This is a genomic window from Scytonema sp. PRP1 (genome assembly GCF_036697665.2).
Lineage (GTDB): Bacteria > Cyanobacteriota > Cyanobacteriia > Cyanobacteriales > Nostocaceae > Kalymmatonema > Kalymmatonema gypsitolerans.
In genome coordinates, this window is record NZ_JBAHYJ020000089.1 from 175,663 (window position 1) to 191,679 (window position 16,017).

General features: G+C 37.6%; 12 protein-coding genes and 1 pseudogene. 12 read left to right on the top strand and 1 reads right to left on the bottom strand.

Going from position 1 to position 16,017, the window contains the following annotated elements; all coding sequences use genetic code 11:
* Positions 1-10: 10 nt before the first annotated feature.
* The 12 genes and pseudogenes from V5G28_RS24210 to V5G28_RS24265 all read left to right on the top strand — a co-directional run bounded on the left by V5G28_RS24210 (position 11) and on the right by V5G28_RS24265 (position 15,603).
* Complete coding sequence (locus V5G28_RS24210; protein ID WP_332989793.1) at positions 11-1,264, top strand: glycosyltransferase family 4 protein; 1,254 nt, start codon at positions 11-13, stop codon at positions 1,262-1,264.
* 123 nt (positions 1,265-1,387) lie between these two features.
* A complete protein-coding gene (locus tag V5G28_RS24215) occupies positions 1,388-2,215 on the top strand; it encodes an ABC transporter permease (protein WP_332989795.1) in 828 nt (275 codons plus the stop codon).
* Positions 2,216-2,245: 30 nt separating this feature from the next.
* Positions 2,246-3,553: a glycosyltransferase family 4 protein gene (locus V5G28_RS24220; RefSeq protein WP_332989797.1), complete on the top strand. Its 1,308-nt coding sequence runs from the start codon at positions 2,246-2,248 to the stop codon at positions 3,551-3,553.
* Between the two features lie 134 nt (positions 3,554-3,687).
* Positions 3,688-5,076, top strand: a complete 1,389-nt coding sequence (locus V5G28_RS24225; RefSeq protein ID WP_332989799.1) for a glycosyltransferase family 4 protein — start codon at positions 3,688-3,690, stop codon at positions 5,074-5,076.
* Between the two features lie 262 nt (positions 5,077-5,338).
* The gene (locus tag V5G28_RS24230; protein WP_332989801.1) at positions 5,339-6,619 is read left to right on the top strand and encodes an ABC transporter ATP-binding protein; all 1,281 of its coding nucleotides are present in this window, start codon (positions 5,339-5,341) and stop codon (positions 6,617-6,619) included.
* Positions 6,620-6,664: 45 nt separating this feature from the next.
* The gene (locus V5G28_RS24235; RefSeq protein ID WP_332989803.1) at positions 6,665-7,621 is read left to right on the top strand and encodes a hypothetical protein; all 957 of its coding nucleotides are present in this window, start codon (positions 6,665-6,667) and stop codon (positions 7,619-7,621) included.
* A 350-nt stretch (positions 7,622-7,971) separates the two neighbouring features.
* Complete coding sequence (locus tag V5G28_RS24240; RefSeq protein ID WP_332989805.1) at positions 7,972-9,267, top strand: glycosyltransferase family 4 protein; 1,296 nt, start codon at positions 7,972-7,974, stop codon at positions 9,265-9,267.
* Between the two features lie 36 nt (positions 9,268-9,303).
* Positions 9,304-10,584, top strand: coding sequence for a glycosyltransferase family 4 protein (locus tag V5G28_RS24245; RefSeq protein WP_332989807.1), 1,281 nt, complete (start codon positions 9,304-9,306; stop codon positions 10,582-10,584).
* 52 nt (positions 10,585-10,636) lie between these two features.
* Entirely contained in the window at positions 10,637-11,929 is a 1,293-nt protein-coding gene (locus tag V5G28_RS24250; protein WP_332989809.1) for a glycosyltransferase family 4 protein, read from the top strand.
* Between the two features lie 336 nt (positions 11,930-12,265).
* Positions 12,266-12,415 (top strand): annotated as a pseudogene (locus V5G28_RS24255) (sugar nucleotide-binding protein); the annotation flags it as partial.
* A 95-nt stretch (positions 12,416-12,510) separates the two neighbouring features.
* A complete protein-coding gene (gene glf, locus V5G28_RS24260; RefSeq protein WP_332989811.1) occupies positions 12,511-13,635 on the top strand; it encodes a UDP-galactopyranose mutase in 1,125 nt (374 codons plus the stop codon).
* An 81-nt stretch (positions 13,636-13,716) separates the two neighbouring features.
* Positions 13,717-15,603, top strand: coding sequence for a glycosyltransferase (locus V5G28_RS24265; RefSeq protein ID WP_332989813.1), 1,887 nt, complete (start codon positions 13,717-13,719; stop codon positions 15,601-15,603).
* Between the two features lie 199 nt (positions 15,604-15,802).
* Here the strand turns inward: V5G28_RS24265 and V5G28_RS24270 are convergent, their stop codons facing one another.
* Complete coding sequence (locus tag V5G28_RS24270) at positions 15,803-15,952, bottom strand: hypothetical protein (protein WP_332989815.1); 150 nt, start codon at positions 15,950-15,952, stop codon at positions 15,803-15,805.
* Between the last annotated feature and the right edge of the window lie 65 nt (positions 15,953-16,017).

Consider the following 16,017-nt stretch of genomic DNA (forward strand, 5'->3'; position numbering starts at 1 on the left):
ATTTAAATTTATGCACATTATTGTTTTAGCTTGGGAGCCGACTTCTTTGCGCGGTGGGCAGGAGACAGTTCTGTTTGATGTTTGCCGTGGTCTAGCTCAACGGGGATACACGATTAGTCTTCTCTATACCAAAGAAGGTGATTTATTGCAGCGTTATCAAGAGTTTTGTAAACACACAATAAAGGTTCATAGATTTATCATTTCTCTCCCTGGACATATCTTTAATTTTTTAGCTGATATTCGTAATATTAGTGGTAAAATTTCAACATTTGAAAACAGTATTGTCCTTTGTAATCAAGTGACAGATACTCCTTTTGGTTATGCTTTAGCTTTATCCCAGAATATACCCTTGGTTTGTTATCTTCATTACCCTCCCATACGCCCAAGCTGGATAGCTGAAAGTAAGGGAATAAAACGGTTGAAATATTTTCTCTTGGAACCTATTCATAAATTCCAATGGACTACTGCCCTCAAGAAAGTCAAGCGTTTTATTGCAGTTTCCATTCAAATGAAGTTGGATTGGATTAACAGTGGATACAAAGAGGGTTTAGAAGAGATAATTGATGTAGTATACAATGGCATTGACCTGGAATTATACAAACCTGCAAATGATTTGTCAAGAATTAGAAAGGAATGGAATATTCCTACCAATATCAGCGTGATATCCTATGTAGGCAGGATAGATAAACAAAAGGGATTAGAAACACTGATTAAAGCCTTTGCTTTATTGCTAAAAACAGGTGTTCATACTAAGCTGTTGATTGCTGGTCAGCCAGTAGCCCAAGGCGAGGAATACAAAAAATATTTAGAACAGCTAGCAACTGACTTGGGCATAGAAAATCATGTAGACTTTCTTGGTCATATAACTAATACTACTAGTCTTTATCAAGTCAGCGATGTAACAGTCCTACCCAGTCTATGGTCTGAGCCTTTCGGGCGGGTCATTGTTGAATCGATGGCTTGTGGGACTCCTGTAGTAGCTAGCCGAATTGGAGGAATTCCTGAAAGTTTGACAGGAGAGTTCCAAAATGGGCTGTTTGAGCCAGGAAATGAGCGAGATTTATTAGAGAGTCTTCATCGAATAGTGTCTTGGAGAGCTAAAGATCCTTCAATGGGTGAAAGATGCCGTGAACACATCATATCGAAATTCAGTTTAGACAAAATGGTTGATGGTGTTGAAAAGGTATTAGAACATCATTTATCAAATTCTTCGCACAATCCTTTGTTGAAGAGATTAAGTACAGAATCTTACAAAATTAATTGATTTGGAGAAAAAAATGAGCTAATTCAACGAATGAGTAATGAATGATTTTTTTAAAGATTTCAAATTAGCTTATTTTTTCTCAATTGTATTGTGTCTAATTGATATAAAATATAGGTTAAGTAGATGCAAAGCAAAGAACTCATCATCAAGGCAGGTCAAACAGAAAGTCAGTACTGGAAAGACCTGTGGAGATACAGAGAATTATTTTATTTTCTGGCGTGGCGCGATATTTTGGTGCGCTACAAACAAACTGTTATTGGCATGGCTTGGGCATTGATTCGTCCCTTCTTGACGATGATAGTGTTCACCGTTGTGTTTGGCACTTTAGCAAAACTTCCCAGTGAAGGTGATGCACCTTACCCAATTCTCGTCTATGCCGGTATGTTGCCTTGGCAGTTTTTCTCTAGTGCACTAACAGAATGCAGCAATAGTTTAGTTAACAACGCCAACTTACTTGCCAAAGTCTACTTCCCACGTCTGATTGTGCCAACAAGCGCTGTCATTGTCAGCTTTGTAGATTTCATGATATCTGGCATGATTTTGCTAGCACTGATGGCATGGTACAACTTTGTACCCGATTGGCGCATATTGACACTACCGCTGTTTATTCTAATTGCCTTTGCAGCATCGATGGGCGCAGGAATATGGCTCGCAGCTTTGACTGTGGAGTATCGCGATTTTCGCTATATCGTGACTTTTCTAGTACAGTTTGGCTTGTACATTTCTCCTGTAGGTTTTAGTAGCAAAATTGTACCTGAGCAATGGCGGCTCCTATATTCACTCAACCCAATGGTCGGCGTTATCGACGGTTTTCGCTGGGCAATTTTGGGTGGTGATTCACAAATATATTTCCCAGGGTTTGCACTTTCTTTGGTTATTGTAGCTCTACTCTTGTGGAGCGGTATTTGGTACTTCCGCAAGATGGAACGTACTTTTGCTGACGTAATTTAGGTGTGTGGTTGAGGCTGGAGCTTTTGATGTATGAAAGTTTTATACGACATCTCATGGCTTGGAGTCGGACACTATTATCCTCCCTGTCGCACAGGAATTTTTAGAGTTGTTGAGAATCTGGTTTATGGTTTAAAAAATTCACAAGAGTGCGATTTAATTTTTTGCACGCAAGGCTCTTCTACTAGATTAAGCGATGTTCTCGACTACTTAGAATCGAATCCAGAACTAGCGGGAATATTTTTAAGTTACAAGAGCAAAGACGTAGAATTTAGGCGACGTTTGTGCAAAATTTATCGTCAGCTTAACCAAAAGCTCGACCAAATTCCAAATTCCCAAAAATTAGCACCTAAGATATTAATGCTTAAGGTCTTAAGAAAGGTTTTGACTTATGTAACCCAAAGTGCAGAATTGTTTTATAGACCACTTTCACATGATAGCCTTGCAGAAGCAGACATATACCACTCACCTTATGATCCCATTCCTGATGAAATTAGAAAAGCAACAACTCGTATAGAAAAGTTCCTTACAGTACACGATTTGATTCCTATTTTATATCCAGATTTTTTTCAATATAACAAAGATATAGTCGAAAAAGCTATATTGAGTTTAGATCCTGAATCTTGGGTTGTATGCGTTTCCCAATCAACTAAAAATGACTTATGTAATTACTCTAGTATTATTGATCCTTCCAAGGTTTTTATCACATATTTAGCGGCATCAAAGCTTTTCTATAACTGCTCAGATTCTCAACATATTGAATTGACTTGTAGTAAATATAACATACCTAATGCACCCTATATTCTCAGTTTAAGTACCTTAGAACCTCGAAAAAATATTGACCATACCATTCGATGTTTTCTTCAGCTCATTCAACAGGAAAAAATTCAGGATTTAAATCTGGTGTTGGTCGGTGCAAAAGGTTGGAAATACGACAAAGTTTTCGCTCAAATCTCTACTCATCCTATCTTAAAAGACCGTATCATTTTAACAGGCTATGTTGCAGATGAAGATTTAGCTGCCGTCTACAGTGGCGCTCTTGCATTCGTATATCCTTCCTTCTACGAAGGCTTTGGTCTACCACCATTAGAAGCCATGCAATGTGGTGTTCCTGTCATCACTTCCAATACCTCTTCCTTACCTGAAGTGGTTGGTGATGCTGGAATCATGCTTGACCCCAAAGACGCTGATGGGCTTTGTCATAACTTGCTTAAGCTTTACAACCACCCTAGTTTGCAGCAGTCTATGTCACAAAAATCTCTAGAGCAGGCGAAAAAGTTTAGTTGGGAAAAATGTACTCAACAGACGATTAATGCTTATAAAACTGCTTTATACACTTAATGGTTTAATTGTAAAGCTATAACTGAAAACATCTTGAGCGACTAGAATCAATACTGGATTTATTTATGAATAGCAAATCAAAATTTGATGTTCAAATATGTAGAACTAAAATTAACAGTAAGGTCAAATAGTTTATGACTAAGGTGAAAAATGTGTTATCAGACTTTATCCAGCGACCTATCAAAGTGCAAATTATTAGCAGAGAAATCCCTGTTGAGAATACAAGAGGCAATGCTACTTATATTCTAAACTTCTTGCAATACTTACAGCAGATGGGTTATAAAATTGAGTACATACTCCCAAATTCATTACTTAGCAGTAGAACCCCTTGGCACATCATTTCACCTACTTTAGCCAAACTTGCTAATGTGGTGGTTAAGGATAACTTAAAGATAGGTCGTCTTCTGCTTAGATTTAACTCATTATCAGATTGGCTTATTGAGTCATTGCGACTAATTTATGATAGGTTACCAGAAACTCTTAAAAATATTTACCGTTCTGCTAGAGATCAACGACAGTTAACGCCCATGTATGCAGTTCCCTCTTGTGTTTGGGATGCCCCACTCCTATTAGAGGAAACCGCTTTTATAAATTCACAATTCCTTCGATTCAAACCAGATATTGTCATTGCTAATTATGCCTTTTTAGCGAATGTTTTAGACTCTCCTGTTTTAGATAAGAACGTACTAAAAGTCATACTAACTCATGACGTACGTCATCAAAGAGTTGCTCAATTCAAAAAACTAGGGCTTGCTTCTTCTGAACCGTATTGGAGTAAGGAACAGGAAATTATAGAGTTGAGCAAAGCCCAAGTACTGTTAGCGATCCAGGAAGAAGATGCCAACGTCTTTAAGGAAATGGTACCTCAGTGTGAGGTAATTTGTATGCCTATGTCCGTGAACTGTCACTCTCATACTATCAAGCAAATTCCTGGTCGTTGTTTATTTGTTGGTAGTGGCATAAACCACAACTACTATGGTCTACAGTGGTTTCTTGAGAATGTATGGGCAAAGGTCATAGAGTTAAGCCCACATAGCAGCCTTCATGTCTGTGGAACTGTATGTGACTTGATTGAAGGAAGTTTTCCTAATGTTCGTCTTTTAGGTAGGGTGGACGATTTAAAACCTGAATACAGCGCTGCTGAAGTTTGTCTGGTTCCTTTGCTAGCTGGTAGTGGACTTAAAATCAAGCTAGTAGAGGCTATGTCCTATGGTCGCGCTTGTGTTTCAACCAGTGTGGGAGTGCAAGGATTGCGTGAGGTTGCAGGCAAAACAATACTTGTGGCGGACACTGTTGAGGATTTTGCACTGGGAGTGCATACGCTTTTAACCAATCCAGATAAACGCCAATGGATGGAGAAACAAGCTTATAAGTACGTGAGCGAGAAGTTTTCTCCTAAAGCAGCTTATCAACCTTTTGTAGATTATATTTACCAGCACTTACAGCAAGTCTCAAACCAACCTAAGATAGTTCCGTTTGAGGAAACTGTAAGTTTAGACAAGGTTATATCTTCAAAAAAGTAAAAACTATTTGTCTCTAAAAACCTTTACAACCAGATGTATTTGGCGTAAATAATCAACCTCATCCTCATGTTTCAGGCAATAAATAACAGAATAAAACCCTGCAGTCCATAAAAGGAAGAGAGATTATGAACATAGTAGGCAGATTAAAATTTCTGCAAACAGATGATACTGCTGAGTTGTATATTAAAAGTTGATAAATATACTTTTGCTGACATAATTGCTGACATAATTTAGGTGTGTGATTGAGGTAGGAGTTAGGTAGATGTCCGATACTGTCATTCAAGTTGAAAACTTAAGTAAGAAGTATGTCATTGCACATCAAGAACAGGGTAGCAATTACAAGACATTTCGTGAGGCAATGACTAATGCAGTGAAGTTCGTTGCTAGTTCGCTAAACCCTAGTAAGAAAAAGGAAGCAAATCTAAATCGGGAAGAGTTCTGGGCGCTGAAGGATGTGTCGTTTGAGATTAAGCAGGGGGATAGAATTGGTATTATTGGTCGTAATGGAGCAGGAAAGTCAACGTTATTAAAGATTCTTAGCAGGATCACGGAACCAACAGAAGGCTCTATTAGAATTAATGGACGAGTAGCCAGTTTATTGGAAGTTGGGACAGGCTTTCACCCAGAGTTAACAGGAAGGGAAAATATCTTTCTCAATGGTGCAATCCTGGGAATGAGCAAGGTAGAAATTCAACGCAAGTTTGATGAGATTGTGGCGTTTTCAGAGGTAGAAAAGTTTCTAGATACGCCAGTTAAGCGATACTCCTCAGGGATGTATGTACGCTTGGCATTTGCGGTAGCTGCTCATTTGGAGCCAGAGATTTTAATTGTCGATGAAGTTCTCGCGGTAGGAGATGTAGCCTTTCAAAAGAAGTGTTTAGGAAAAATGGAGAACGTAGGCAAAGAAGGAAGAACAATTATATTTGTGAGTCATAACATGGCAGCTATTAGAGCGCTATGTAGTCGGGCGTTAATGATGCAAAAAGGTCAATTATTGATGGACTCAGACATTGAAACTGCTATCACTACTTACTTAGCTGATGAGCGTTCATCAGATGCTCATATAATATGGGATAGAAAAAATGCTCCGCAGTCTTCGGAACTTCGTTTTCTTGAAGCTTACATTTTGAATGAGCAGGGAGATTATGCCTCGACAATTGATTGTCGTAAAGGGTTTTCAATAGCAGTGAAATACGAGGTGTTAAAGCCTATAAACGGTTTAAGAATTGGCTTTTTTATGCAAAATTCAGAAGGAATTCCTATCTGTGGTTCTAATGATCCGGTCGCTTGGCCAAAGTTAGTAAGAACTCCAGGTGAGTATACAAGCCAATGTTTTTTTCCTGGATATGTATTAAATGCAGGTAGATATTCAATCTGTTTTGGATCAGATATGCCTCCATATGATAAATCTCTTGCTACAACTCCATATTGTTTGGGTTTAAGCATTGAGGATGTCGAGGGACACGGTCCTATGAATGAAAGACTACCAGGAGTTGTAAGACCAAAACTAGATTGGAATATTAAGCAAATTGCATACAGATAAAAATTAAAATACTTTGATGGTTAGAAAACAGGAGGCTATTTAAAGATGTCATTAATTGAGGGAATCAAATTAATTAGGAATAAATTTTTATCTCCTATTACTTACAGACTCGGCTGTCTAGAAAAACGTCATAATGCTCTAGAAAAACGTCATAAAGAGATGGAGGATCGTATTGAGCTTATTCAGAGAGCTTTAGGAAGAATTGAAATGAGACAATTAAGACAAAATCCTAGTGATAATTTGTTTGATTATGAGTATCAAGTTTTCTCTCAATGGGGAGAGGATGGAATAATTCAGTTTCTAATAAATAATGTTGAAATTGATAACAAAGTATTTGTTGAATTTGGCGTAGAAGATTACCAGCAAGCAAATACGAGATTTCTCCTAGTAAACAATAACTGGGCTGGTTTAATAATTGATGGTAGTGATGCTAATATCTCTCGAATTAAGAGTGACCATGTTTATTGGAATTATAATTTAAAAGCTATCAAAGCTTTTGTAACAAAAGATAATATTAACAATTTGCTTTTAGAGCAAGGTTTGGCTGGAGAGATTGGCCTACTTTCAATAGACATAGATGGAAATGATTACTGGATTTGGGAAGCTATTAATGTCATTAACCCAGTTATTGTCATTGTTGAATATAACTACAGATTTGGTAGCCACGCTGCTGTAACAATACCATACAGTGAGAATTTTGAGCGAGCAGAAACTCATCATTCAATGATCTATTTTGGTACCTCACTAAAAGCTCTTTGCTTACTGGCAACACGTAAAGGTTATGTGTTTGTTGGATGTTGTAGTAATGGTGTAAATGCTTTTTTCATACGTGCAGATAAAAAACCTTTTACCATAAAAGAGGTAACTATTGAAGAAGGATATAAGTCAGGACAATTTTGTGAGACGCGTAATAGAGATGGGGAGCAGATAAAAACATCCCCGAAAGATGAAGTACTTTTGCTTGAAAGTTTAAATTTACCATTAGTGAATGTTGAAGAGTAAAACTTCAGTTGTATGTGTCTTATGTCTTAGATGAATTGTAGATCGAAAACTTTATTTTTTTGCTCGTTCTTATTAACGACAAGATATTTTAAGGAGAAAAAAATGATTATAACAATATTTATATAATTGACAATGTACAAAAGTTAAACTGATTTTCTATTATTAGCAGCTTAACTTAAGAGCGTATATCGCAATCGAAAAGTACCTACTACGCCAAAAAATGTTTTTTTTGTAAAATTACAGTTAAGTTTTAGAAGTCTAATTCTCTTAATATCTGGTTTCTATGATCAATTTTGATAGATTTGTAGATTTTTAAAATGGCTGTTGTTTAGATAAAGTAGATTGGAGACATGAAAGTCTTATATGATATCTCGCTTCTTGGTAGTGGATACTATGATCCTCTTGCTAGAACCGGAGTTTTCAGAGTGATTGAGAACATTGCTTATGGTTTAGCCAACTCAAAAGAATGTGATCTGTCTTTTTGTACAATTGCTACTCATAACAACATTTCAATTTCAGTTGCTTGTTTAGACTATTTGGAAGCAAACCTAAAGTTTGAAAAAGTACCTTTTGCTCATCCAAAAATCAAGAGACTTCTTCACAATCAGATAAAGCCTATCAACGAAAAAATAGATAACGCATATGGGCTGGAACGTTTGCTACTAAAAAGTATTAGAAAACCCTTGCTTTATAGCAAGGGGTTTGTTGAATACTACACAAACTTAATTGATTCTAAGAGCTTAGCTGCCGCTGATATATTTCACTCTCCTCTTCATCCCATACCTAAAAGGGTAAGACAGAATAGAAAAACTAAAAATTTCCTCACAGTTCATGATTTAATTCCGATACTGTATCCAAAGTTTTTTACAGGAGATGAACACAAATCTTCTCAAGAAATTACTTTAAAGAGTCTGGAGTCTGAAGATTTTGTTATTTGCGTATCACAGTCTACGAAAAATGACTTATGCAATTACTTAAAAATTTTTGATTCCTCAAGAGTATTTGTAACCCCTTTAGCTGCCGCACCAGATTTTTTCTATCCTTGCTTAAGTTTAGAGAAAGTTGCTGCAATACGTAAAAAATACAATATTCCCGATGCCCGTTATATTTTGAGTCTCTGTACATTAGAGCCACGCAAAAATATTGACCATACAATTCGCTGTTTTGCTAAAATGATTCAAGAGCAAAACATTCAAGACTTGTATCTTGTTTTAGTAGGCGCAAAAGGTTGGAGCTACGATAAGGTTTTTGAAGAAATTACTAACTTTGAACTGGCCAAAAATCGCATCATCCTGGTTGGATATGTAGCTGACCAAGATTTAGCTGCGCTCTATAGCGGTGCCCTTGCTTTTGCTTACCTTTCTTTTTATGAAGGATTTGGTCTTCCACCTTTGGAGGCAATGCAGTGCGGTATTCCAGTCATCACCTCAAATACTTCCTCCTTACCCGAAGTAGTGGGTGATGCTGCCATTAGGCTCGAACCCTTAGATGTGGATGGGCTTTGCCAGAGTATGCTTGAAATATATAGTGATTCATCACTCAGAAAGAGTATGTCTTTGAAATCAATAGAGCAGGCAAAAAAGTTTAGTTGGGAAAGATGTACACAAGAGACAATTGCTGCTTACAAAACTGCCTTGTCAGTTTAAGTTTTCAATTACAATGCATATTTGAAATATACAATAATGAAGATTCTCTACGATATTTCATTACTAGGAATAGGTCACTATGATTCTGTTAATCGAACTGGAACCTTTAGAGTAGTTGAAAACATGGCATATGGGCTAGCAGGTTTACAAGATATTGATTTAAAGTTTTGTGTTAGCCAAAATTTGCCAGTGCTAGTTCAATGCCTAGATTATTTGGCATCTAATGAAAAGCTGGAAAAAAAATCTCTTGCCTACTCAAAGCACGAAGCATTTATTGCTAGAAAACTTTACCAATATAATATTAGACTAAATAAAGGTTCCCAATATACGTTACCCCTTAGGGTCTTAAGGAAACTCTACAGAATAGCTAATAGACTTGCTGAAAGACATATGGCACCTTTAGATGCTAAAGTCTTACGGAATATAGATGTCTTTCATTCTCCTTGCTTTGCCTTTACACATATATTAAAAGAAGCAAAGAATATTAAAAAGTTTTTAACTATTCATGATTTAATTCCAGTTTTATATCCACACTTATTTGAACATAATAATGACGAGGGGTTAAAAAGAATTTTAAACAGTATAAGTCCTGAAGACTACGTAATATGTGTATCCAACTCAACTAAGAATGACCTTTGCAACTATTTAAAAAATATTGACCCTCGTAAAGTATTTGTTACCCATTTGGCTGCCGCACCTGATATTTTCTATCCCTGTTCCAATCCAGAAAAAATTGCCGATGTCCGTAAAAAATACTATATACCTAATGCCCCTTACATTCTCAGCCTCTGTACTTTAGAGCCTCGCAAAAATGTTGACCATATCATTCGTTGTTTTGCCAAGCTGATTCAAGAACAGAATATTAAAGATCTATATCTTGTCTTAGTAGGCACAAAAGGTTGGAGTTATAGCAAGATTTTTGAAGAACTTGCTAATTTCGGTTTGGCAAAGGAGCGCGTCATTCTTACCGGATATGTAGCTGACGAAGACTTAGCTGCACTCTACAGCACCGCACTTGCTTTCACTTACCTTTCTTTTTACGAAGGATTTGGTCTACCACCGCTTGAGGCTATGCAATGTGGTGTCCCAGTTATTAGCTCAAATACCTCCTCCCTACCTGAAGTTTTAGGGGACGCAGCAATTAAGCTTGATCCTTTGGATGTAGATGGCCTTTGTCAGAGCATACTAAAACTTTACAGCAATTCATCCTTAAGAGAAAGAATGTCTTTGCAATCAATTGAGCAGGCAAAATATTTTAGTTGGGAGAGGTGTGCTCAAGAAACTGTGAAAGCCTATAAAACAGCTATGTCTAGCTAGATAAGTCAGCCTATTTAGGCAAACAATACTCATTGGATTTGAAGGAGTAAAGATGAAAATTAGAGTAGCTTATGACATAACAAGCTTGCTGGTTGAAGCAAGAAACTCGGAGCGTAAAAGTGGAATTTACAGAGTTACCGAAGAGGTCATGTATGAGCTCAATAAAAGAGATGATATCGAACTGGAATTAGCAAAAATATGTGCTGGAAATTCTTTATTTGATGCGCTTAACTTTTCTTGTTATATAAAGAATGAGCCTTGTTTAGCAACATATAAAATTGTTGAACTTTTAAAGAGTCGGCTAAATGTACGAAGTCTATATGATGAGATTTATCCTATATTCTCGTCAGAAGATTTTCAGAAAATACCGAAATTATTACCAAAAGCAATCATAATAAGAGGGATATTTAAACTTTTAAGACTTTTTGATGCTTACCTTTATTTTGATAACAACAACTTTGACATTTTTCATTCCCCTTATCATAAGTTACCTTCTGAAGAATTTACTAAAGATGTACCTAGGCTCTTAACTGTCCATGACATTATTCCCGTAGCTACACCTGAATTGATAGTGCCAATACTAATTCCTTATTTTAAAGAAATACTTAATAGTATTAACCATCAAAAAGATTGGGTTGTATGTAATTCTGAATACACTAGGCAAGAGTTTTGTGAGTACACAGGAATGCCTCTTGAGCGTACATTCGTGACTCCTCTAGCAGCTGCTAATCACTTTCATTTAGTGACTGACTCTGCTCAGATTGCTACTGCTCGTCAACGATATGGTATTCCTGATGGTAATTACTTCTTAAGTGTTGGAACTCACCTTGAACCACGTAAGAATCTTGCTCATTTAATTCATTGCTTCTTAGAGCTGTTATCTGAGCAACCCAACCTTGACGTTAATCTAGTTTTAGTCGGCTCGAAGCGTCACACAACTGGTGAAACCATTAATCATCCTAACTTTTCTCGGTTCAGTTCTAGAGTGGTGTTCACTGGGTATGTTGATGATGAGGATTTGAGCGCCATCTACAGCGGAGCTACCGCTTTTATTTACCCCTCCATATACGAAGGTTTTGGCTTACCCACTCTAGAAGCTATGCGGTGCGGTACTCCCGTCATTACCTCCAACACCACTTCTTTGCCGGAAGTTGTAGGTGACGCAGGTATCCTAGTTGATCCAAAAGACAAGGATGCTCTTTGTCAGGCTATGCTTAATATCCTGACTGATAGTACCTTAGTTCAGGATTTGCGTCAAAAAGGTTTTGCGCGATCGCAAAGTTTTAGTTGGTCTAAGTGTGCTGCTGATACTGTAGAAGTCTATAAACTAATTGCCAATCATTAATAATTTAATGAGGCGTAATTTAATGAGGCGACTATCAATACTACTTAAGTTTTGCAGTTTGAACTCGGAATTTGACTTGGAGAAAAGGTGAGATCAGTGCTGCAGGATAGTTTTTCGTCGACCTAGGCGACTGGCGTGCCTCCGCCCCTGACGAGCTACGCTTTAGCGCAGCCATGCCCGCAGGGCTATAGGCGCAGCCGCTCCAAAGGAGATACTTGTCCGCCCTTGGCGTACCCTAGCTATAGGGTTAAAGGGAAACGCTTGATATTCTTTATTTTATAGTAGTTCTAAAACCAGTTCTAAAACAAAGATATTATGGAGACATTCTTAGTAACAGTTAATCCGGCCGCATATACTGCTGTGGATAAGGCAGAGTCAGAACCAGAATTGGCAATGGCTGTCAATGGAATTGCACCTGGTGTGATTGCAGAAGAAGCTAAACACTTAGGTGCAGGAATCGTTCATTATTCAACAGATTATGTGTTTAAATTCAGGGAGTTAAAACCTGAAGAAAGAAAACAATCTTCACTCCAGTGTGAAAGTTCCAAACCTCTATTTAGCCTTAAAAAGGGAGAAATCACATGAAATTTGACTGGCTAATTATAGGCGCTGGATACTCTGCGTGTGTCATAGCTGAACGAGTTGCAACTCAACTAGCACAACGAGTACTCATTGTAGAAAAACGGGATCACATCGGTGGTAATGCCTACGATTACTACAATGAGCATGGCATCCTAGTACATAAATACGGACCCCACATTTTTCACACCAAATCCAAAAAAGTTTGGGATTATCTGTCTCAATTTACTGAGTGGAGACATTACTTTCACCATGTCCTTGGAGTCATAGATGGTAAGAAAGTTCCCATACCTTTTAATCTCAATTCTCTCTATGCTCTTTTTCCGCCAAAATATGCAGAGAAGCTGGAGAGTTTACTTTTAGAGAACTTTGGTTTTGGGGTTAAAGTACCCATTTTGAAACTGCGCGAGAGTGCAAGTGGTGACCTCACTTTTCTCGCTGATTATATTTATGAAAAGGTTTTCCTCAACTACACAATTAAGCAGTGGGAACTGAAACCAGAGGAATTGGATCGGGGAGTCACAGGACGTGTACCAGTTTACATTAGTCGGGACAACCGTTACTTCCAAGACCCCTACCAAGCTATGCCCAAGCTTGGCTACACTGAGATGTTCCGCAAAATGCTGGCTCACCCCAATATTAAGGTGCTACTCAATACAGATTACCGCGAGATTATCAACGACGTTAAGTTTAACCGACTACTCTGCACAGGTCCAATTGATGCTTTCTTCGATTATATGTATGGCGAACTGCCTTATCGTAGCATCAACTTTCAGTTCGAGACTTTAGACCAAGAGCAGTATCAAGAAGTCGGTACAGTCAATTACCCCAACGAGTATGATATCACCCGCATCACCGAGCAGAAGTATTTGTCGGGGCAAACTTTACCAAAAACGACTTTGGTGATGGAATATCCTCAAGCTTATGTACCAGGGAAAAACGACCCCTACTATCCAATTCCTCGTGAAGAGAACCGTGAACGCCTAGAGCTTTACCTCAAAGAAGTCGAGAAACTCAACGGTTCAGTACTGTTTGCAGGACGACTTGGAGATTACAAGTACTATGACATGGATCAAGCAGTAGTTCGGGCGCTTGGTGTATTTGAGAAAGACATAGCAGGTAAGTAAATTGACCGCTGGCTTGATAACACTACATCTGAACGGATTGCAACGCAATAACACAAAACAACCAGAAAAGGGAGGAGACAGATGAAAGTATTAAGCCGAGTACAATTGCCGAAAACAGCAGAAACTTTTGAGTTATATATCAAATTAGATCAATCATTTTCTCTAGAGTCTCTAACTAAGAATAGACAGATTAGTTTGCACCAAGGTAGTACTCTATCTTTCAACACTTACTTCAACTCAATTTATGAACAATTCTATACAAAATACACAACTGTTAGCTCACTGTACTACTTACTAAAGCTTGAAGGCGATTTTGAAGTTTCTGCATACCGAGAGACCTATGAGGAGAGTGCTAAAAAACTTATTTATAAGGAAAAAATGTATCAATGTCAAACATCAGATTACATAAAAGTCTTATTGCCAGTTCTTAATCAAAACCAACAAGCTGGTCGTATTTATCTGGAAATAACTTGCCTGAGTGAACAAGGTTTGTTTACAGAAGGGTTAGTTGTCACTGCACAAGAAAAAGTTAGGGATGTTTCATTAGGTATTATCATTTGTACATACAAAAAAGAAGCTTATGTCAAACAAACAGTTACTACTATTTTAAAGGACAATTTGTTACAAGATAAGAAGTTTAAAATATTTGTAGTTGATAATGGCAACACTCTAAATAAAAGTGATTTTGAAGACTCTAGGGTTCAGCTCATCTCTAATCGAAATGTAGGTGGAAGTGGGGGTTTTACTAAAGGACTGATTGAGGCATTGCAGGAAGGCGTTCATACCCATTTCTTGTTTATGGATGACGATGTAGAGTTAGACAGTGAAACTATCTTCAGGCTTTTTCCTTTATATGAATATGCGAAGCAGGATTTTGCGGTAGCTGGCAGTATGCTGGATTTATACAAAAAACACATTTTGTATGAAGCCGGTTCATTATACAACAAATACTTTGATGATGAAGGAAACCTTCAACATCGTCCATTCACACTCACTGGTCTCAAGCAAAATCTTGATCTACGAAACCCTACCTCATTGAACTTACTGTTGTTAGAAGAAAGTATAGATTATGGAGGATTTTGGTTTTTCTCTTATTCTAAAGAAGTTGTGCAAAGTATTGGATTACCGCTACCTTTGTTTATTAAAACAGACGACCTAGAGTTTGGTTTAAGAATCAATCAAACTCTTGATAATGGGATAGTGGCTTTTCCATCTTTAGCTGTGTGGCATGAACCATTTTATGCTAAAAAGCCTGTTTGGGATCTTTACTACGAATATCGCAATCGGCTCATAGTTCATGCAATTCACAGTTCCCTGGGATATTTGGATACAATTAAACTCTTTACACGAACTTTAATTTATCACTTATTAATATTTGATTATAATTCTGCACAAATGATTGTCAAAGGTTTTGAAGATTATATGCAAGGTCCCAGTTTCATTAGAAGTCATGACCCTGAGATTTTGCATTCTTGGATTTTTGAATTTAGTAAAAGTCATAAAAGCCAGACTATACTGACTCATTCTAGCTTGAATAGTGAAGGTTCTCAAATTACTAAAGCAAAAAAATTACAAAGCCTGGTGAGTTTGTTGACACTTAATGGTCATTTCCTCCCGAAATTTTTTATTAAGGATGAGACAGCGGTCATTCGATTTAGCTCAAAAGAAAGAGACCCCTTGTCTAACCCCTTTTGTAAAGGTTTTGCTAAGAAAAGAATTATTTTTACTATGGAAAACAATCCTCAAATATATCAAAATGAGCTAGATAATCAAGCTGGTATTAATATTTTATTTGCCTGGGTTAAATCTGCAATCAGAAGTCGTTTGAGATGGTCAGACGTCCGTGCAGAGTGGAAAAAAGCTGCCAACGATTTGACTTCTATTCAATTTTGGCAGGATTACCTTCAACCTGATAGTGACACCAAGTCTCAACAGCCAAATTATGTCAAGCCAGGAGAAGCTGCATGAAAGTAGATTGGCTGATTGTAGGCGCTGGATATTCCGACTGTGTACTAGAACGCCTATCAAGTAATCATTGAGGGAGAGTGGTTGGTTGCTGTGAGTGGGTTGACGAGAGTAGCAGGATGTGAGCAACTATTGATGATAATTTGCAATAAGTTGAGGCAGAAGAGGACTCTTGTTTATGCGCCCTGTATTGCTTGCCCACTTACTTACAGCCAGGATAATCACCTTCGACACTGACCATTACCAGTGTTGCAGACTTGCGCCGTACAAATTGTTCTTCTGGTGCATGGCGATCGCCTCGTCTATCAAGGTGACAATCACAAATAAGCAGACTTGCGTCGTGCAAAAGCATTAATCACGGTTGTGTCCCTCATTTATTTATTAATAAAGATTATCAATAGGTATCCACTTCTAGTA